This is a genomic window from Streptomyces sp. NPDC104581, from assembly GCF_055583685.1.
Genome location: NZ_JBVJNN010000024.1, coordinates 68,099 through 88,039, shown reverse-complemented (window position 1 = coordinate 88,039; position 19,941 = coordinate 68,099). Strand labels below are relative to the sequence as shown.

General features: G+C 72.9%; 17 protein-coding genes. 5 read left to right on the top strand and 12 right to left on the bottom strand.

The features are described from left to right. Window positions 1-110 precede the first annotated feature (110 nt). Window positions 111-341: a DUF7455 domain-containing protein gene (locus ACZ61E_RS20820; RefSeq protein WP_469701318.1), complete on the top strand. Its 231-nt coding sequence runs from the start codon at window positions 111-113 to the stop codon at window positions 339-341. A 115-nt stretch (window positions 342-456) separates the two neighbouring features. Here the strand turns inward: ACZ61E_RS20820 and ACZ61E_RS20815 are convergent, their stop codons facing one another. From ACZ61E_RS20815 to ACZ61E_RS20790, 6 genes are all read right to left on the bottom strand, one after another. Further along, a complete protein-coding gene (locus ACZ61E_RS20815; protein ID WP_469701317.1) occupies window positions 457-1,305 on the bottom strand; it encodes a S1 family peptidase in 849 nt (282 codons plus the stop codon). Between the two features lie 145 nt (window positions 1,306-1,450). Beyond that, window positions 1,451-2,998, bottom strand: a complete 1,548-nt coding sequence (locus tag ACZ61E_RS20810) for an RNA polymerase sigma factor (protein WP_469701316.1) — start codon at window positions 2,996-2,998, stop codon at window positions 1,451-1,453. A 619-nt stretch (window positions 2,999-3,617) separates the two neighbouring features. After that, complete coding sequence (locus tag ACZ61E_RS20805) at window positions 3,618-4,505, bottom strand: FadR/GntR family transcriptional regulator (RefSeq protein WP_469701315.1); 888 nt, start codon at window positions 4,503-4,505, stop codon at window positions 3,618-3,620. Between the two features lie 158 nt (window positions 4,506-4,663). After that, window positions 4,664-6,409 (bottom strand): ATP-binding cassette domain-containing protein, encoded by a 1,746-nt coding sequence (locus tag ACZ61E_RS20800; RefSeq protein ID WP_469701314.1) that lies wholly within the window; start codon window positions 6,407-6,409, stop codon window positions 4,664-4,666. A gap of 138 nt (window positions 6,410-6,547) precedes the next feature. Then, window positions 6,548-7,312: an NUDIX hydrolase gene (locus ACZ61E_RS20795; RefSeq protein ID WP_469701313.1), complete on the bottom strand. Its 765-nt coding sequence runs from the start codon at window positions 7,310-7,312 to the stop codon at window positions 6,548-6,550. A 324-nt stretch (window positions 7,313-7,636) separates the two neighbouring features. Next, complete coding sequence (locus ACZ61E_RS20790) at window positions 7,637-9,001, bottom strand: DUF4192 domain-containing protein (protein WP_469701312.1); 1,365 nt, start codon at window positions 8,999-9,001, stop codon at window positions 7,637-7,639. A gap of 110 nt (window positions 9,002-9,111) precedes the next feature. Here ACZ61E_RS20790 and ACZ61E_RS20785 point away from each other — a divergent pair, with 110 nt between their 5' ends. Continuing rightward, window positions 9,112-11,283: a RecQ family ATP-dependent DNA helicase gene (locus tag ACZ61E_RS20785; RefSeq protein WP_469701311.1), complete on the top strand. Its 2,172-nt coding sequence runs from the start codon at window positions 9,112-9,114 to the stop codon at window positions 11,281-11,283. A gap of 229 nt (window positions 11,284-11,512) precedes the next feature. After that, on the top strand, window positions 11,513-12,139 hold the full coding sequence (locus ACZ61E_RS20780) for a hypothetical protein (RefSeq protein WP_469701310.1): 627 nt from the start codon (window positions 11,513-11,515) through the stop codon (window positions 12,137-12,139). 130 nt (window positions 12,140-12,269) lie between these two features. Here the strand turns inward: ACZ61E_RS20780 and ACZ61E_RS20775 are convergent, their stop codons facing one another. The 6 genes from ACZ61E_RS20775 to ACZ61E_RS20750 all read right to left on the bottom strand — a co-directional run bounded on the left by ACZ61E_RS20775 (window position 12,270) and on the right by ACZ61E_RS20750 (window position 18,990). Next, window positions 12,270-12,905, bottom strand: coding sequence for a hypothetical protein (locus ACZ61E_RS20775; protein ID WP_469701309.1), 636 nt, complete (start codon window positions 12,903-12,905; stop codon window positions 12,270-12,272). A gap of 149 nt (window positions 12,906-13,054) precedes the next feature. Beyond that, entirely contained in the window at window positions 13,055-13,765 is a 711-nt protein-coding gene (locus tag ACZ61E_RS20770; RefSeq protein ID WP_469701308.1) for a ribonuclease HII, read from the bottom strand. A 622-nt stretch (window positions 13,766-14,387) separates the two neighbouring features. After that, window positions 14,388-16,106, bottom strand: coding sequence for a DUF4153 domain-containing protein (locus tag ACZ61E_RS20765; protein ID WP_469701307.1), 1,719 nt, complete (start codon window positions 16,104-16,106; stop codon window positions 14,388-14,390). 450 nt (window positions 16,107-16,556) lie between these two features. Next, window positions 16,557-17,474, bottom strand: a complete 918-nt coding sequence (locus ACZ61E_RS20760; protein ID WP_469701306.1) for an ADP-ribosylglycohydrolase family protein — start codon at window positions 17,472-17,474, stop codon at window positions 16,557-16,559. 12 nt (window positions 17,475-17,486) lie between these two features. Beyond that, window positions 17,487-18,146 carry a histidine phosphatase family protein gene (locus tag ACZ61E_RS20755; protein ID WP_469701305.1) on the bottom strand — a complete coding sequence of 220 codons (660 nt, stop codon included), beginning with the start codon at window positions 18,144-18,146 and terminating at the stop codon, window positions 17,487-17,489. A gap of 238 nt (window positions 18,147-18,384) precedes the next feature. Then, the gene (locus ACZ61E_RS20750; RefSeq protein ID WP_469701304.1) at window positions 18,385-18,990 is read right to left on the bottom strand and encodes a YdbC family protein; all 606 of its coding nucleotides are present in this window, start codon (window positions 18,988-18,990) and stop codon (window positions 18,385-18,387) included. A gap of 75 nt (window positions 18,991-19,065) precedes the next feature. Here ACZ61E_RS20750 and ACZ61E_RS20745 point away from each other — a divergent pair, with 75 nt between their 5' ends. Further along, a complete protein-coding gene (locus ACZ61E_RS20745) occupies window positions 19,066-19,197 on the top strand; it encodes a hypothetical protein (RefSeq protein WP_469701303.1) in 132 nt (43 codons plus the stop codon). A 143-nt stretch (window positions 19,198-19,340) separates the two neighbouring features. Further along, window positions 19,341-19,868 (top strand): TerD family protein, encoded by a 528-nt coding sequence (locus ACZ61E_RS20740; protein ID WP_469701302.1) that lies wholly within the window; start codon window positions 19,341-19,343, stop codon window positions 19,866-19,868. Window positions 19,869-19,941: the final 73 nt, after the last annotated feature.

Here is a 19,941-nt window from a genome sequence, read left to right as displayed (position 1 = left end):
ACAGCCGCCCCGGAAAGAAGTTTCGAGGAAAGGCCGCGAGCGGGAACGTTTTCGGCCTGGTTGGATGTTGACCCTGGTACGACAGCTCGTCGAGCTAGAGAAGAGGCGACGTGACTACTGTTCTGACCCCCGCGAGCCCGCTGACGGCCGCTGACCGCTGCGACCGCTGCGGCGCCCAGGCATATCTGCGCGTCGTCCTGACCAGCGGTGGTGAACTGCTCTTCTGCGCCCACCACGGACGTAAGTTCGAGCCGGAACTCAAGAAGATCGCCGCGGAAATACAGGATGAGACCGACCGGCTGACGGCTGTACAGGCCGCCGCCGGTGATGAGGAACGCTGACACCTCGCATCCACGACGAGCCAGGGCCGATCCAGGACCGGCCGACGGGCCGCCACCCCAGCTGAACCGGGATGGCGGCCCGTTCTCGTACGCCCACGGCCCGGGCCCGGGCGCCTCAGCCGGTACGGCGCCCCCCGGTCGCCCCGGCGACCTCGTCGACCGCCGACGTGATCCGCGTGTACACCCCCGGGCTCCCGGCCCGCCCGCATCCGCTGCCCCACGAGACCAGCCCGATGAGCCGCCCGCGGGCCACGAGCGGCCCGCCGCTGTCACCCTGACAGGCGTCGTGGCCGCCCTTGGGATCGCCGGCGCAGAGCATCGTGGCGGCGTCGTAGCGGCCCCCTGAGCCCCCGGGATAGGCCCGCACGCACTCCGAGTCCGCCAGCACCGTCACAGGGGCGGAGCGGAGCGCGGAGGCGTATTTGCCCTCGCCGGTGGTGTCGCCCCAGCCGTAGACCTTCGCCGCCGCCCCCGGGGCCGACGCCTCCCCGCCCGGATCGGCGGGCCGGACGGCGTACCTCGCGGGCAGCGCCCGCGCCAGGGTCAGCACCGCGAGGTCCGAGGCGTGGGACGCGGGGTCGTACGCGGGATCGATCCGTACGGAGTCCACCCGGACCTCGCTGCCGCCCTTCCCGGTCAGCCGCTCCCGGCCCGCGATGACCCGCAGATCCGTCACGTCCCCGGGTTTCACGCCGAGCACGTCCCTGCCCATGCAGTGCGCGGCCGTGAGCACCTTCGTCGGCGCCACGACCACGCCGCCGCAGAACTGACCCGCGCGGGTGTCCCCGAAACGTTCCCGGCTGGAGAGAGCCACGACCCAGGGAGTCTCGGCGGCCGGCGCCGGCTCCCCGCCCACCACCACCCGGTCCGCGCGGGCCTGCGGCGGGGAGACCAGCGGCAGTACCGTCCCCGCGGCGATCGTGGCCAGTCCTGCTGTGAGCACTCGGGCAATGGGGCGACGCATACAGGCTCCTGACTCTCCGGTGACTCCTACTGACACAGAGTCACCCATTGAGCCGACAAACGCATCCCCGCAACGCCTGAGGGCCCGCATCCCGGTCGGGATGGCGGGCCCTCAGGAGGGGCTGTGCCGCGTAGCGGAGAGCGGCCTAGTCCAGGTAGTCGCGCAGAACCTGCGAACGCGACGGGTGGCGGAGCTTCGACATCGTCTTGGACTCGATCTGACGAATGCGCTCACGCGTCACGCCGTAGACCTTGCCGATCTCGTCCAGCGTCTTCGGCTGGCCGTCGGTCAGACCGAAACGCATGGAGACCACACCGGCCTCACGCTCGGAGAGCGTGTCCAGCACCGAGTGCAGCTGCTCCTGGAGAAGCGTGAAGCTGACCGCGTCCGCCGGGACGACGGCCTCGGAGTCCTCGATGAGGTCACCGAACTCGCTGTCCCCGTCCTCGCCCAGCGGGGTGTGCAGCGAGATGGGCTCGCGACCGTACTTCTGGACCTCGATGACCTTCTCCGGGGTCATGTCGAGCTCCTTGGCCAGCTCCTCCGGGGTGGGCTCACGGCCCAGGTCCTGGAGCATCTGGCGCTGCACGCGCGCGAGCTTGTTGATGACCTCGACCATGTGCACCGGGATACGGATGGTGCGGGCCTGGTCGGCCATGGCGCGGGTGATCGCCTGCCGGATCCACCAGGTGGCGTACGTGGAGAACTTGTAACCCTTGGTGTAGTCGAACTTCTCGACCGCGCGGATCAGGCCCAGGTTGCCCTCCTGGATCAGGTCCAGGAAGAGCATGCCGCGGCCCGTGTAGCGCTTGGCCAGCGAGACCACCAGGCGGAGGTTGGCCTCCAGCAGGTGGTTCTTGGCGCGGCGCCCGTCCTCGGCGATGATCTCCAGCTCGCGCTTGAGCTTGGGGGCGAGCTTGTCGGCGTTCGCCAGTTTGTCCTCGGCGAACAGACCCGCCTCGATGCGCTTGGCGAGCTCGACCTCCTGCTCGGCGTTGAGGAGCGGGACCTTGCCGATCTGCTTGAGGTAGTCCTTGACCGGGTCGGCGGTGGCACCCGCGACGGCGACCTGCTGGGCCGGCGCGTCGTCCTCGTCGTCGTCGGAGAGGACGAAGCCCTTGTTCTCGCCCTCGGTCTCCTCCTCCTCGCCCTTGCCCGCCTGGACCTCCTCGGGCGTCTCCTCGCCCTCGGCGGCCTCGTCGGCGTCCTTCTTGCCCGCGGTCTTCTTCGCCGCGACCTTCTTGACGGCGGTCTTCTTGGCCGCGGCCTTCTTGGCCACGGTCTTCTTCGCCGCCGCCTTCTTGGCGGGCGCGGCTGTCTCGTCGCCCGGGGCCTCGACGGTCTCGGCCGCCGGGGCGGCGGTGGCCGCGACTGTCTTCGTATGAACGGTCTTGGCGGCGACTGTCTTGGTGGCGGTGCGCTTCGCCGGGCTCTTCGCAGCGACGCTCTTGCGGGCGCGCTTCGGCGACTCCGCGGCACTGACCATCAGCGTCACACCCTCTTCCTCGAGGATCTGGTTGAGGCTGCGCAGAACATTCTTCCACTGGGTTGGCGGAATCTGGTCAGCCTCGAAGGCCCGACGCACGTCGTCGCCGGCGATCTGCCCATCAGCCTTTCCCCGCTCGATGAGCGCCATCACAGACTCGGACTCGGCGATCTCCGGCGGGAGCGTACGGGATGTGCTGGCCGACACGAACAACCTCTCGGAACGATGGAAACGGCTTCCGGCTCCCCCCAGGATCGGGGCGGAGCCGACGACCGTCGACTGGGGATGTGCCGACGGCGCGGGCTGGACCTCGGAGCTGGATCAGCGCCACCCTTCGTGGCGCCATTCCCTCCGTGGCTGTCACCTCTTAGGTCATCGCCCTGCCTCGTGGAGTGTTACGCCCAATCCACGTGGCCCGAGTCACACCCCAATAACGGCAAAACAACCAGAAGGGTCTTATCCCACGGTAGTGCCGCCGGGCCCGTGGGTCCGGCGGCACGTGACGCGTACGCCCCCGACCGTCCTGACCTCCGTCTTTCCCGCCCGGCACCGCGGGACTCGCCCTCAGTGCGCCGGCGGCGCCCTCAGGCCCTGCCCGGCGGATCCCGGGGGCCGGGAAAGCATGTCACGGCACCTCGCCGTGCCGCGCTAGGCCGTGTCTGAACAAATCCCGCCTGGCCCGCGGCGCCTGGTACGGCACCTCGCCGCGTTGCCGGACCCGGCCGAGTACGCCCGGTACGAGTCCGATCCTCCGCCTCGCGACGCACCGCACCAGCCGCCGCGAGCCCCGCCCTACGGGCGGACGGCGCCATTCGTCAGACACGGCCTAGTGCTCGCGGGGCGCGGGAACGACGCGCTCCACCTCCGGGTGGACCATCAGCAGCTGCCGCATGGCGGACTCGGCCGCCTGGCCGTCGCCTGCCGCCAGGGCCTCGACGATCCGCGCGTGGTGGGCCAGCGACGTGTCGCTGGGACGGTCACAGCCGGTGACGGGGCCGCCGGAGACCTGGAGGGCCGCGGAGACGATCCCCGAGAGGTGCTCCAGCATCCGGTTGCCCGCGAGCTGGATCAGCAGGGAGTGGAACTCCGCGTCGGCGCGCGAGAACGTGATCGAGTCTCCCTGGGCGATGGAGTGCCCCATGATCTCGACCATGTCGGCCAGCCGCTGCTGGACGTCCTCACGTCCGTGACCGGCGGCGAGCCGCGCGGCGAGGGGCTCGATGGTCCAGCGCAGCTCGCTCAGCTCGCGGCGCTGGTCGTCACGCTGGGGGCCGAACGCCCGCCATTCGATGATGTCGGCGTCCAGCAGATTCCAGTCACTGACCGGCCGGACCCGGGTACCGACATTGGGACGGGCGCTGACGAGGCCCTTCGCCTCAAGGACGCGCAGCGACTCGCGGACCACCGTGCGGGAGACCTCGAAGCGCTGTCCGATCTCCTCCGGCACGAGCGGCCGGTCGGCGCCCAGGTCGCCGGAGACGATCATCTGGCCGAGCTGCTGGACGAGTTGGCCGTGCAGTCCACGGCCCCGGCTGCCCGCCGAGCGCCTGCCGACCCGGCCCAACTCGGTCTCCCCGCCGTCCCACGAGGGGGCGGGGACACGGTCGGCGCCGGGCGCCTCCGCGTAGGGGTAGCGGTCGATTCCGCCCGGGGCCGGGAGACCTGAGTCGACGGCGCGGGCGGCGGTCATCATGGTGTGCGCAAGGGTACTCACGCATCCTTTGTCGGCTCACTCACCCGGCCCCTTGAGGTCTTTGGTGAAAAGCACACGAAAGGGTGATCGGCGCTCCGTCTTCGATTGACGACTTATCGTAAAGAAGTGGGCGCAATCCGGGAGTTATGGGCAGGACGACAGCTCCGGTCGCCCGACGATCACCAACGGGCCCTGCGGCGAAGGCCGGTGAACAGATACGCGCAGAGCAGGGCGGACAACGACAGTGCCAGCGCGGTCCCGACGGGCTGGGCGAGCATCCGGCCGGTCGCCACCAGCCAGCGGTCGACCGCTTCCGGCCAGTGCGGCCAGGCCAGTTCACGCAATCTGCCCGGGAGTCCGACGATCGAACGCGCCGACGGAACGGCAAGACCCTTCTGTACGAGGGGCACGACGACGACCGGTACGGCGAGCACGGCGGCCACACCGGCGCCGGTGACACGGAAGACGCCGGCCCCGAGCAGCCCCGCCCAGGCGCAGCCGACGGTCAGCCCGGCCCAACTGACCACGAGCGCGGGCCAGTCCGCGGGGACCACATCCGTTCCACCGCCGTACACCAGTCTGATCGCCTGCGAGTCGGCGACGACGGTGAGGGCCGCGAGCAGCAGGGCCGCCGTGGCGGTGACGGTGAGTTTGGCCAGCAGCAGCCCCACGCGGCGCGGAACCGTGCCGCGCCCGGCGGCGAGCGCGGGATAGCGGTACTCGTCCCCGAAGGCGAACGCCCCGAGCAGGCCGGCCCCCAGGGCGGCGGGCGGCAGCGGCAGGAATCCGGGCCAGGCCGCGAGGAGGCCGGGCAGCGGGGTGTTGCCGGTACGGGCGAGCGGCAGGCTCACCGCGACGGAGGCGATCAGGACGGCGGCGGCGACCAGCCAGGGGGTCCGTACGCCGAGGAAGCGGCGCAGCTCGTACCGGAACGAGCGCAGGGGGCTGCGTACGGGCCGTGCGGGCAGCGGGGGCGGCAGGAGGCCGGTGTCGGACCGCTGGGACGCCTGTCGCGCCACTGAGGGCGCCGTCGGGTCCACGGGGGGCGGCGGGCCGGTGTCCCCGGCCTCGTCGGCGAGTTGGTGGACGAGGATGCCGTGGCGGAAGGCCGTCTCGCCCAACTCGGCGCAGTCGCTGCCGAAGACGGTGAGCCGGCCGCCGCCGTCGGTGACGACCTCGACGGAGCGGCGGTCCGCGCGCGCCTCGCGGTTGACCGCGTCGGCGAGGCGGGCCGCGTGCGGGGTCCGGATGACGACGCGCGGGCGCAGCCGGGTCCGGGAGAAGTCCGCGACGTCCTGGTCGGCGACGAGGCGGCCCTGGTCGAGGGTGACGACGCGATCGGCGGTGCGGGCCGCCTCCTTGGGATCGTCGGTGGTGTAGAGGACGGTTCCGCCGTGGGCCGCGTGCGCCCGCAGCAGTCCGTGCAGCCAGTTGTTCTCGCGGGGCGGGAGGCCGGCGGCGGGCTCGTCGAGGACCAGGGTGTGGGGGTCGCCCAACAGGGCGGCGGCGAGGCCGAGTCGGCGGTCCATGCCGAGGGAGAGGGTGCCGAGCGGTTCGTCGCGCAGGGCGCCGATCCCGACCAGGTCGAGCAGGTCGTCGGCGCGCGCGGCGGGGACGCCCGCGGCGGCGCAGAGCATCCGGAGCTGCCCCTTGGTGCTGCGCGAGGGGTGTCCGGGCACGTCGCCGAGCAGGACACCGACTTCGCGGGCCGGGTGGGCGATGCGGTGGAGCGGCCGGCCGCGGAAGTAGGTGATTCCCCGGCCGGATTCGAGTTCGAGCATCAGCCGCAGGGCGGTGGTCTTGCCCGCGCCCTCGGCGCCGAGCAGCGCGGTGACGGCGCCGGCCGGGGCCTCGAAGGTCAGATCGTCCACGGCGGGGGCGAGGTCGCGGTGGGGGCTGCTGGTGAGTCCGATGGCCTGGAGCATCGCTTCTCTCGCGGGGAGGGTGAGACCGCTCGGCGGCAGTATGGGTACCGCAGCAAGATAACGCGACATGTCCGACTTGCGGCGCAGCGTCGCGGCGCCGGGTGTCCGGTGGGTCGGCCCGCCCCGCCGCCGGGTGGCTCAGACCTCGGGGCGCAGCATCGGCGGGTTGAGCACGGTGGCCCCGCCGGCCCGGAACAACTGGGCGGGCCGGCCGCCCTGCCGGGTGGTGGTGCCGCCGGACGGCACCAGGAAGCCGGGGGTGCCGGTCACCTTGCGGTGGAAGTTGCGGGGGTCGAGCGCGACGCCCCACACCGCCTCGTACACCCGGCGCAGTTCGCCGACCGTGAACTCCGCCGGACAGAAGGCGGTGGCCAGGGAGGAGTACTCGATCTTGGACCGGGCCCGCTCCACCCCGTCGCCGAGAATGCGCGCGTGGTCGAAGGCGAGTGGCGCGGGCTGTTCGGCGTCGCGGCCCGACCCGGTCTCGTGGCTGAGCAGCGTGTCCACGGGCGACCAGCGGGCGCTGTTCGCGTCACCGCCGGCGCGGGGGGCGGGAAGGTCGGGCGCGAGCGCCAGGTGGGCCACGCTGACGACCCGCATCCGGGGGTCGCGCGCCGGGTCGCCGTAGGTGGCGAGCTGTTCGAGATGGGCGCCGTTCGCGGGAGCGGGTGACGCCGGGTCGTGCGCGCACAGCCCCGTCTCCTCGGCAAGCTCGCGCGCGGCCGCCGCGCCGAGATCCTCATCGCCCTTGACGAAGCCGCCGGGCAGCGCCCAGCGCCCCTGGAACGGAGCCTCTCCTCGCCGTACGACCAGCGCGCACAGGGCGTGGCGGCGCACGGTGAGCACGACCAGGTCGACGGTGACTGCGAACGCGGGGTAAGCCGACGGGTCGTAGGGCGACATGCCCGTGATCCTAGTCGTCTTCCTGACGATAAACATCCGTTCCCGTCAGGTCCGCCGACTTCTTCCTCCTCTCCCGGCCCGGCGCCGTCCCGCTTGTGTTCGAATCCCGAAAGTGGGCACGATCGGCGTGCTCCGAGGAGCCGGTGACGGCCGGGGCGGGCTCCCATCACCGCACCCCACCGGTCCTCCCCCGGCCAGGCCCGGAGGGCGCGCCCGCCGACACCCACCGCGCCCTTCCCGGCGGCGGAGGCGAGGGCACGACTCGATGTCACCGGACGACGGCTCCACGCGCCCGGGGGCCGCCCAGCGAGAGCCTCGCCGCCCTCACCCGCCGCTCTTGCCGCCGCCGCGCCGCCCGCTGCGGTCGGCGGCCCGAGCGCGCGCCGCGGGGGCGCCGGGACGGGTCCTCGGTGACGGCACCGCCGGAGTCGTGGACTTCTTGATCGCCGCTTTCCCCGCCGCCCTCATCACCGCCTTCCTCGCCTTCGGCCTCCGTGCCGCACGGGGCCCCTGACCCCCGGGAGGCGGGTCCTGGGCGCGCATACAGCGCCGGAGCGTCTCCGGATCCAGCCCCTCGTTGAACGCCTGGTGGAGGAGTCGGGCGAAGGTGTACGCGGGGTCGAGACGCAGCGCGAGCCCCAGCGCGACCCGGGCCCCCGGCTCGTCCCCGGAGGACCAGGCGACCCAGCCCGCCAGGGTCAGCGGGGCCACCGCGTGCTCCGCGTAGGAGCCGACGCACCGGCGCGCCAGGGCACGCCAGAGCCGCAGGGCCGGTTCGGCGTCGGGACCCTCCATCCACTGCGCCGCCCGGTCGCGGACCTCCCGGTCCTGAAGGCCGATGATGACCGCCGCCGCCTCGTCGTCCGCGATGAGCCGGTCGTCCCCGGCGTCCTTGTCCTCCCCAATGCCCGCGCCGGCGCTCCCCGTCCGTTCCCGGCGCGGCGGCGAAGGCGGTGACTGCGCCAGGCGGTCCATCAGACCGCGTGCGGACCTGAGCGTGGACTCCCCCACCTGTTCGCGGCTCCCGCCGCCCAGGATCATCGGCACCAGGGCGCCCGCGGCCTCGTCCAGCGCCCGCTCCTGCCCGGCGGCCTTCTCCGCCGGTCCGCGCCAGGGTTCGAGTCGCGCCTCCATCTCCCGCAGCGATCCCCGTACTTGGATCCCCGCGTAGGCGGACGCGGCGGCCATCACGGAGGTGCCCGGCAGCGCCAGCACGGTCCCCTCGGGCGGGCAGCAGCGTGTGTCCGGGCAGCAGTAGGACCAGAAACGGCCGTCGGAGATGCAGAGGACCTCGCGCACGGGGATGTCGAGGCGGCCGAAGCTCGTGCGGATCAACTGCGCGAGCGGACGCAGGCGGTCGCGCACGCCGAGGCCCGTGTCCCCTTCCTCCGGGTCCTGGCAGAGGAAGGCGACGATCCCGTCCGGCGCGGACCCGCGCCGCCGGCTCCCCTCCACCAGGCACTCGGCCAGTTGCCCGGAGACCGGCGACCATTCACCGGGCGAGCGCGGGATTCCCAGCCGCAACCGCCCGCCGAAACGGCCCTCGTCGCCGTGGAGCGCGACGAGCACGATCGAGTCGGACGGGTGGAAGCCCATCAGGAATGGCAGGGCGTCGGCGAGTTCGGCGGGGCTGCGCAGGGTGACCTGCTGCTCGTCGGCGGGACGGGTCGGTTCGCTGTGCTTGTTCATGCCTCGACCGTCCCGCGGAAGCCCGAATCCCGCGACCCCTGTGGATAACGTTATCCACAGGCCGGCGCCCGCATTCGCGCTTTGTCCGGCCCATCGGGTTGCATGGGCACATGACCAACGCAGAACGTGCGGATCTCCGGGCCTCGGCCGACTCCGTCCTCGCCCGTCTCGTCGGTGACGCCACCGGCGCCGCCCGCCTGCGCGAGGACCAGTGGCGGGCCATCGAGGCGCTCGTCGCCGACAAACGCAGAGCACTCGTCGTGCAGCGGACGGGCTGGGGCAAGTCCGCGGTGTACTTCGTCGCGACGTCCCTGCTCCGCGCCCGGGGCAGCGGCCCGACCGTGATCGTCTCCCCGCTGCTCGCGCTCATGCGCAACCAGGTGGAGGCCGCCGCCCGCGCCGGAATCAGCGCGCGCACGATCAATTCGTCCAACTCGGAGGACTGGCAGACGATCCAGGCCGAGGTGGCGGCCGGCGAGGTCGACGTGCTGCTGGTCAGCCCGGAGCGGCTCAACAATCCCGATTTCCGCGACCAGGTCCTGCCCGCCCTCTCGGCGGCCACCGGCCTCCTGGTGGTGGACGAGGCCCACTGCATCTCCGACTGGGGCCACGACTTCCGCCCCGACTACCGCCGGCTGCGCACGATGCTCGCCGAGCTGCCGTCCGGCGTCCCGGTGCTGGCCACCACGGCCACGGCGAACGCGCGGGTGACGGCCGACGTCGCCGAGCAGCTGGGCACAGGTGCGGGGACGGACGCTCTCGTGCTGCGCGGAGCGCTGGACAGGGAGAGCCTGAGTCTCAACGTGCTCGGGCTGCCGGACGCCGCGCACCGGCTGGCCTGGCTCGCCGATCATCTGGCCGACCTTCCGGGTTCCGGGATCATCTACACCCTGACGGTCGCGGCGGCGGAGGAGGTCACCGCCTATCTGCGCCAGTGCGGCCACACGGTCACGTCGTACACGGGCCGCACGGAGAACGCGGACCGGCAGCAGGCGGAGGAGGACCTGCTCGCCAACCGCGTGAAGGCACTGGTCGCCACGTCCGCGCTGGGAATGGGGTTCGACAAGCCCGATCTCGGATTCGTCGTCCATCTCGGCTCCCCCTCCTCCCCCATCGCCTACTACCAGCAGGTGGGCCGTGCGGGGCGCGGGGTCGAGCACGCCGAGGTGCTGCTGCTCCCCGGCAAGGAGGACGAGGCCATCTGGCAGTACTTCGCCTCCGTCGCCTTCCCGCCCGAGGAGCTCGTCCGGCGCACGCTGGACGTCCTGGCGCAGGCGGACCGGCCCCTCTCGCTGCCCGCCCTCGAACCGCTGGTCGAGCTGCGGCGCACACGGCTGGAGACGATGCTCAAGGTGCTCGACGTGGACGGCGCGGTTCACCGGGTCAAGGGCGGCTGGACCAGCACCGGACAGCCGTGGGTGTACGACGCGGAGCGGTACTCCTGGGTGGCGCGCCAGCGGCGGAGCGAGCAGCAGGCCATGCGGGACTACGCGACGACGACCGCGTGCCGCATGGAGTTCCTGCGGCTGCAACTGGACGACGAGGAGGCCGCGCCGTGCGGCCGGTGCGACAACTGCGCGGGGGCACGCTTCACGGACAAGGTCTCCGGTGGCGCGCTGGACGCCGCCCGGGGCGAGTTGGGCAGGCCCGGGGTGGACGTGGAGCCGCGCAAGATGTGGCCGACCGGGCTGACCGCCGTGGGCGTCGACCTGAAGGGCCGTGTCCCCGCCGGTGAGCGGAGCTTCCCCGGCCGGGCACTCGGCAGGCTCTCCGACATCGGGTGGGGCAACAGACTGCGACCGATGCTCGCGCCCCAGTCGCCGGACGGCCCGGTCCCCGGTGACGTGGTGGACGCCGTGGTGAGCGTTCTCGCCGACTGGGCCAAGGGACCCGGCGGTTGGGCGTCCGGGCAGGACGACGCGCCGCCGCGACCGGTCGGCGTCGTGACCGTCGCCTCGCGGAGCAGGCCCCTTCTCGTGGAGTCACTGGGCGCCCGGATCTCCGAGGTGGGCCGGATGCCGCTGCTGGGCACGGTCGAGTACGCGCCGGACGCGGAGGGCGAGCGCATCTCCCGTACCAACAGCGCCCAGCGGGTCCGCGCGCTGCACGAGGCGTTCACCGTGTCACCGGAGTTGGCCGACGCCCTGACCTCGGCGGCGGGCCCGGTCCTGCTCGTCGACGACCTCTCCGACACCGGCTGGACGCTGGCCGTGGCGACCCGGCTGCTGCGCAGGGCCGGGGCGGAGGGAGTGTTCCCACTGGTGCTCGCCGTTCAGACGTGACCACGTATCAGAGGGGCCACGGATGGGCAGGCTCAGGGCAGGGATATCAGCGTCATTACCGCTCATTCCGGTCAGCGGTGGCAATTGCTCGTTGCCGCCCGCCCAAGTGCCCGCAAGAATTGGAGACGCCCCCCGCACGGTCGGATCGTCCACGGTCCGGATGGACCGTGCCGCGGCGCGCCTCACCCGACCCTGCCCGCACTGTGGGCGCGTATGCGAAGGGAGGAACGTGACCTTCGGATTCGCTCCGTCCGCAGCCTCATCGATCACGTCAGCCAGTTCCGTCACCCGCCTCGCCAGGATGCTGGAGCCCGCCGAATGGGCGGCGGCCGGGATACCCCTGCTCCGGAGCCCCCGCGAGGTCGTCAGTGGTCTGCACTCCCGGCACCGGCCGACTCCGGCGACCGCCGTCGTCGCCGTCCTCGACCATGAGGAACGACTCGCCGCCAGCGCCTCGTTCGCCCCGCGGGCCGCGCCGGTCGACGGATGGGAGTTCCGGAACGCCCTGCTGGCGCATCTGCGCCGGGTCATCCCGCACGATCTGCGCCGCCGTACGCCGGTGCGCACCGCCGTGCTCCTCTACTGCCGCGACGGCGACGAGCGTTGGACGGAGGAGGACGGGGCCTGGATGTGGGGGCTGCGGGACGCCTGCACGCTGCACGGCCTGCGCTGCGGCGCGTACATCACGCTGACGCGCGGCGGCTGGCAGGTGCTGGGCGAGGGACGGGGCGGCCGGCGGCCCAACTCCGGGTCGGCGCCCGAGGATCTCGCCGAGGCGGTGTCCGACTCCGCTGCCTCGCCGCTGCGTTCCGGTGGTGGCGCGGTCGAGGCGTTGCGGCGCGTGGCGGCCCGCTGACCCGTCGTGTCCACGGGTTCCGGCCCGGCCGCCCGGAGGGGGCAGCCGGGCGCACCGACCACCGGATCGGCCCGGATCGCGCGGCCGGACGGCCCGGAAGCCGTACCGCGCGATTCGGCGCGGTCCCTGTCTAGACGCCCGCGCCCAGCACGGAGTTGACCCGCTGCGGGTCACCGCAGACGACGAGCAGCGCGGCGGCCCGCTCCCGCGCCGTGGGCAGGACACGCGCGACGGCGCCGTCGTCACCACCGTTGAGCGCGACGACGACCACGGGCCGGGGCTTGGCGCGGTCCACGGCCGAGGCGTCCGCGAAGAACACGTCCTCGCCCGTGTCGTGCTGGTCCCAGTAGGACTTCGTACCGAAGGACAGCTCGTGCGTGGCCCACGGGTGCTGTTCGCCGGTGGTGAGGACGAGGATGTCGCCCGGCGCGCGACCGGAGTCGAGCAGCAGGTCGACGGCTTCCTCGGCCGCGTCCAGCGCGCCGTCCGCCGAGGCGGGGATCAGCTGGATCTGGGGGACGGAACGGGTCTCCTGCGGGACGGCGGCGGGCCGTCCGGCGGGGACCTGCGAGCGCTCCGGCGGTGCGGGCCTCGCGGGACCGCGGCCCGGGTGTCCGGGACGTGGTGTGGTCGCGGACCGCGGACCGGGAACGGGACGCGGGCCGGGTACGGGACGGGGGGTCGGCGCGGTGCGGCCGGTGGCCGGAGTGACGCGGGGACCCTGGGCGCTCTCGTGAATCTGAGGCTCCTCGGGAGTGAGAGGCATGGGTGGATGTCTATCAAACGCCGGCGCGCAAGTCACCGGCGGGTGGGCACATCTGTGCCCATACGTTGCGCTTGCCGAGTACGGCCGGGGCGGTGCACGGGCCGTATCCGTCAGAAACCGGGCAGGCCGGTCACGTCAGGTCGTTCGGGTCAGAAGTCGAAGCCGAGCTGGCCCTCGCTCTCCAGCAGCTCCGCCTGGGCGGGGATACGGATCTTCTTGAGGTGGCGCCACCGGGGCAGCGCGTCGAGATAGGACCACGAGAGCCGGTGGTGCGAGGTCGGGCCCCGTTCCGCCAGCGCCGCCTTGTGCACCGGCGAGGGATATCCGGCGTTGTCGTGGAAGGCGAAACCGTCGCACTCCTCGGACGTGGCGTCCAGTTCGGCCATCATGGCGTCCCTGCGCACCTTGGCCAGCACCGAGGCGGCGGCCACCGAGACGCACGAGATGTCGCCCTTGATGACCGTCCGGACCTGCCAGGGCCTGCCGAGGTAGTCGTGCTTGCCGTCGAGGATCACGGCGTCGGGCCGCACCGGGAGGGCGCCCAGGGCCCGTTCGGCCGCGAGCCGGAGCGCCGCGGTCATCCCGAGGGCGTCGATCTCCTCCGGCGAGGCGTGGCCTATCGCGTGCGAGGTGACCCACGATTCGAGTTCCAGCGCCATGTCGGCACGGCGTTTGGGGGTGATCAGCTTGGAGTCGGTGAGCCCGGCGGGGGCCCGGCGCAGACCCGTGACGGCCGCGCAGACCGTCACCGGTCCCGCCCACGCTCCACGTCCGACCTCGTCGACACCAGCGATGATCTTGGCACCGGTGGTGGCGCGGAGCGATCGCTCCACTGTGTGAGTGGGTGGTTCGTACGGCATGGCGTCGTCCAGGTTACGCCGCCGCTCCGGCGCGCGACACCCCGGGTTCCCCGGCCGTACGCCGCCTCGCGCGCCACCCGTCCGGCGCCGGGCGCCGGGCGCCCTCAACAGGCCCTCGTCGCAAGGCCGCAGGAGTCGCGGCACCGGTCGCGCGGATCGGTCGGCCTCTCCATGAGGACGGGAGCAGCGGCGGCCGGCCGCGTTCGTGCGGCACGGCGACGGAGCGCGAACCCGGGTCGGGAGTAAACGGCTTCGCGGACCGGCCGGGTCAACTCATGGAGATCGTCGCGGACTCCGCCGAGGCCGGGGCGTCCTCCAGCGTGGCCCCGCCGCCGGGGCCACGAAGTGGCGGCACGGAGCACCTCGCGTTCCGGACGGCCGTGGGCATGCTCGTCCTCGCGCTGCCCATGGCGGCTCCGGTGGTGCGCTTACGCCGGGACGAGCGGGAGGCCCCCAGCGACGAGGCGGGCGCCACGAGGCCGGTCGTGTGGAGGGCGCACGGGACCCCGGGGTCCCGTACGCCGGAGGCTGAGGCGGCAGGCCGCGCGTGGGCCCACGGGGGTCCGGTGACGCGACCGGCGGACGCGGCGCCGGAGAGGCGGCGCGGAGGGGGCGGCGCCCGTCAGAAGCCGTCGCCGGTGGCACCGCCGTCGTACGCGTCGCGCTCGCCGCCCGAGCCGCCGGGCCCGGTCATCGACGAGCACGCCTCCCACCGAGGATCGACCGGCCGCGCGTCGAGGATGCCCCTCGCCCGCGACTCACCCCAACTGGTCGCGTACCAAGGCTCGTCCGCGCCGCCCAGATCACGCTCGATGCCCGCCAGCGCGCAGGAGCGCAGCGGCTCGGGGAGCGTGTCGAGCGCCGGTACGGCGTCCGCGGAGAGTTGCTGGAAGTAGCCGATGTCGATCTTGTCGGAGGTCCGGTACCGCTCGACGTTGCGCTCGGCGACGAGTGCGTCCGGCGAGATCAGGCCGAAGACCAGGACGCCCGCCGCACCGCTGACCGCGACGGCGCGCGGCAGCCAGCGCCCGCCGACGGCCCCGGCGGCCATGATCAGGACGATGACCAGTCCGAGCCACAGCTCCATGGCCGCCACCGAGACGCGCAGCCGCGTCAGCCCGTACGCGTCGACGTACAGGTCCATGCGGCGCAGCGCCGACGCGACGACGACCAGCGTGAGGGCGCACAGGACGCCGAGCACGGCGTTCACGAGCGTGCGGTCACGCGCGCCGTCACGGGGCGCCCAGCGGCGCGCCAGGCCGATGACGAGCAGGGTGAGGAGAGTGGCGCCGAGCAGTTGCCAGAAGCCCTGTGTGGCGTACTCGGAGTAGGTGAGTCCGGTCTCGCTCAGGACCTTGTCGTAGCCGCCGAACAGCACGGTCAGCTGCACACCGATGAAGACGGCGAACAGCAGGTTGAGCACGATCAGCGGCAGCGCCCACTCGGTCCGGCCGCGCGGGGCCCCCGGTCTCACGGTGATCCGGTCCCAGCGCAGCGGCGCGGCCGCCGTGTGGGCGGCGGCGAGCGCCCCGACGACGCCGACCACGAACAGCAGCGTGCGCCAGGGTCCGTCGGCCACCGAGACGTCGGGGGTCAGACCGCCGAGCAGATCGGCGAAGGCGGCGTCGGCGCTCGCGAAGAGCGCGCCGAACACGATCAGCAGGACGACGGCGACCGCCGTGGTACGGAGGACGGGGGCCCACCGGCCGCGCGAGCCCTCGGCCCGCTCGCGTACGCCCCGCGCTCCCCAGAAGAGTCCCGTGCCGAGGGCGCCGAACAGCCCCAGCGGGCCGAGGACGACTCCGAGCCAGGTGCGGCAGCCGTGCAGGGCGAGCGAGCCGAGCCCGAGCGCCGACGCCACGGCGAGGAACGTCGGCCACCCGGCGTCGCGCAGTGCGGGAACGGAGAGCAGCGCGACGCCGCCGACGGCCCAGACCAGGGTCCACGGGCGGGGTCGCCGTCCGGCCTCGCGCGCGGCGAAGTACGCGGCGAGGGCGGCGGGCACGCTGAGGATCAGCAGGTTGAGCCCGAGCCCGTGGCCGAGCAGCAGCGCGCTGAGCAGACCGGTGACGCCGGCGCACCACAGGGTGGCGACACGGATACGGGCGGGCTCGTCGGCGCTGATCTCGCCGATCCAGGCGGGGGGTTCGTGCGGGGTCGGCTGCCACTGCTGCCAGTTGGCCGGCGGCGTCTGGTGAGCCGGACGCTGCTGGGGGCGGCGTCCGGTGTGCGTCGGCGCGGGGCCCCGGGGCGGTGCCGCCGCCCCGGCGCGCGCGGGGGCTCCCGTGTGCGCCGGTACGCGGCGCGGGTGCGGCACCGCGTCCTGTACGTCCTCCTCCACAGCGGCTTCGTGCGCCCCCGGCGTCCCCGGTGACTCCCCCGGCCGCTCCGGCCTCGGCTTCCGCTCCTCCCGCTCACCCCGCCCGCCCTGTTTCCGCGGCGGCTGACCCTCGCGCGACGGACCCGGCTCCGGCTCCCCGGCCGGTACCGGTTCCGGCGTCCCACCCGAATTGGACGGTGTGTCCGACACTGGCCCCCCTCACCGCCCGGTGCCGTGCGCACGGCGGCAGAGCGGCGCGCGGATCCCGGGCTCACATAGGCGCACGCCCGTCGATGATCAACGCGGCGGCATGGGCCGAGGCTAGCGCCGGGCGGTGGAGCCGCCACTTCCGGAGCGAGTCTGTGGCGGGACCGTGACAGTGGAGGCGCGAGCGCCTCTTCTGAGGAGGGCCGGCGTCCGGAGAGCGCTGGTCGTCCCCTTCCCGCTCCCCTTCTTCAGGAGGCGGTGCCTTCAGCGTGGTCCGGCCGGCAGCCAGTCGGGCAGCGCTTCCGTCTGCTCCAGCCACCGCGCCGACGGCGCCCCGGCGCTCGTCGCGGCCACCACTCCCCCGACGATGGCGCAGTTCGTGTCGACGTCTCCGCCCACCTGCGCCGTGGTCCAGAAGGCCCGCTCGAAGTCTCCGAGAGAACGCGCCGCCGACCAGAGGGCGAACGGGACGGTGTCGTGCGCGGTCGTCCGCCGGCCGCTGCCGAGCACCGCCGCGACCGTCGCGGCGTCGTCGTAGTCGAGCATGTCCCGTGCCCGGCGCAGCCCGGCGCCCACGGCGCTGCGGGGCACGAGCGCGATGACGCCGTCGAGCAGGTCCTGCGGCGCGGGCGGTCCGGCGGGTCCGGCGGCGATGGCCGCCGCCGCGGCCACCGCCATGGCGCCCGCCACGGCCTCCCGGTGCTGGTGCGTCGTGTACGCGGAGATCTCCGCCTGGTGCGTGGCCTGCTCGGGGTCGTCCGCGTACCAGGCGCCGAGCGGTGCTGTGCGCATGGCGGCGCCGTTGCCCCACGAGCCCTGGCCGTTGAAGAGTCCGGAGGCGAGCTCCCGCCAGTCGCCGCCCTCCCTGATCAGCCGCAGCATCCGGTTCACGGCGGGGCCGTAGCCGCGGTCGGAGTCGTGGCGCGTGGCGAAGGAGCGGGCGAGCGCGTCCTGGTCGACGCGTCCGTGCTCGGCGAGGACGGTCAGGACCGATGTGGCCATCTCGGCGTCGTCCGTCCACTGCCACGGGCCGGGCGGCAGTTCGCGCCGCTTCAGCAGGGGGACGTTCACGGGGACGAAGAACTGTGAGCCGAGGGCGTCCCCGACGGAGAGCCCGCGCAGACTGGCCAGGGCGCGCCGGAACCGCGGGTCGGGCGGAGAGGGAGTGGTGTCAGCGGTCATCGCCTCTTCACTCTAACCGGTGATTCCGTACGGCTCCGGGGTCCGCCAGCGCTCGAACGGCCGGTCCAGCGTGTATCGCCCGTCCTCGCCGAGCAGCAGCGTCCTCGACTCCCCGTTGCGGGGATTGGACAGCGACTCGAACTCGGCGACGGACCAGTGGAACCAGCGCATACAGAAGAGGCGCATGGTCAGCCCATGGGTGATCAGCAGCACGTTCGCCGGATTGTCCGGTGCCTCGAAGCTGCGGTGCAGGCTCTCCAGGAAGGCGCCGACCCTGTCGTACACGTCGGCACCCGACTCGCCCTGCGCGAAGCGGTAGAAGAAGTGCCCGTAGGCGTCGCGGTACGCCTTCTGGAGCCGTACGTCCTCGCGGTCCTGCCAGTTGCCCCAGTCCTGTTCCCGCAGCCGGGGCTCCTCGCGCACCCGTACCAGCTCGGAGTCGAGGCCGAAGGCGCGGAAGGTCTGGTGGGTGCGGCGGTACGGCGACACGTACACGCTGACCCGCTCACGGCCGAACACCTCGCGCAGCCGGGCACCGGTCTCCTCCGCCTGGCGCCATCCGCTCTCGGTGAGCCCGAGGGCATGGTCGGGCTCACGCTCGTACACGGTGTCGTCGGCGTTGCCCTCCGACTCGCCGTGCCGGACGAGGACGATGCGTCGCGGTCTCACCATGGGGTCGACCCTAAGGGCTGTCCCGTAATCCCCGGCGGGCGCGCGACGACAGCTACGGCCCCTCGCCGCGTTGTCGGATCGCCCGAATAGGCCCAGTACGAGGACGACCCTCCGCCTTGCGACGCACCGCATCCGACGCCGCGCGCTGATCCACCGGGGATGACGGGACAGCCCTTGGATCGCACGACCGCGGACGGGGCGAGGGACCCCGCCACACGTGTCACACCTGCCCCCGCCGTCACACCGTCCAGGTGGGTTCGAGCTGGACGACGTCACCCGCCAGGGCCGCCACGTCGGCGGCGGTCTGCGCCCGCAGCGTCAGCCGTTCCACCCGCTCGATCCGGTACTTGCCGTGCTCGGCCGCCGACTGCCACATCGACAGCACCAGGAACTCGTTGCCCGGCGCGTCCCCGAACACCCCCCGCACCATCCCCGGCGAGCCGGCCATCGCCGGATTCCACACCTTCTCCTGCATCAGCGCGAAGTGCTCGACCCGGTCCTCGCGCACCTTGCAGTGCGCGACCCGGACCACGTCGGCGTCCGTGAACTTCGGTTCGAAGCCCGTCTTCACATCGAAGCGGTAGTCGAACAGCTTGGCCCGGGGGTCCCGGAACGTGCCCGACTGCGCGGCGGCCAGCCGGTCGTGGGAGCGCGCCATGAAGGAGTCGTAGAAGGCCCGGCTCTCCCAGAAGGCGAAGACGTGCGCCACACCCGGACGCCCCCTGCTCCACCCCCCGCCCTGCCCCCGGAATCCCGGCTCACCGAGCAGCCCCGCCCATTTCCGCTGCCCCCGTTCGAAACCACGTCGGTCCGTCACCGTGCAGCGAATCCACTTGACCAGCACCGCGCCATCGTACGGGGCAGGACGTGGCCCAGGTCACGCTCCGGCCGACCCGGTCCGAACCGCACAATGATCCATGTGACAGCCCTGCACACCAACCCGCTCCTCACCCGTCCGGAGTCCGCCGAGAGCGTGCTCGTGGCCGGCGCGGGCGGCGGATTCGCCATCCGCACGGGGCTGCCGGTGGCCGCCGCGCGGATCCCGCACTGAGACGGGGCGCGGGGAGACCTGCTGGGCGCCCTTCGTGGCGAGTCACGGCCAAGTGGCGTCAACTCGCCGGTACAGGGGGTGTGTTGTCGGTCCCGCGGACTAGCCTTGTCCTCGGATTCGTTGGACGTACGGAGGGATGAGCGGTGAGCAGCAGTCTCAACAGAGGCGTCGAAAAAGTCGAGGTCACCCTCAAATGGGACCCGAGCCCGCTGGGCCGGCCACCGCACGACCTGGACATCGTGGCCGCGACCTACACCGCCGGCACACCGAGCGACAGGCCCGCCTATCTGGTGCACTTCGACAGCCGCTCCCCGGACGGCACGATCATCCTGGAGAGGGAGAGCCGTACGGGCCAGGGATTCGGCTCCGACGAGGTGATGACCCTGGAGCTGGACCGGCTGAGTTCGGACTATGTCCGCGTGGTCGTGGGTGTCGTCATCCAGCAGCGTGAGGGCCGCCGGACGTTCGGCGACATATCGGGCTCGTCCGTCCGCGTCCTCGAAGGGCTCGCCGAGCTGACGACGAGCGACTTCACCGAGGTCGCCGGGGCGACGGCGGCGACGATCGCGGAGTTCTCCAGGAACGAGTCGGGCACATGGGACTTCCGCCCGTCGGTCCGCGGATTCGACGCCGACCCCCAGGAGTTCACGGAGCAGATGGGCGCCGTATGACGACGGCGCCGGGGTCCGGCTGAGGATCTCCGCGGATCTCCCGCAGGGCCGCCGGCTCCCGTCCGGCGGCTCC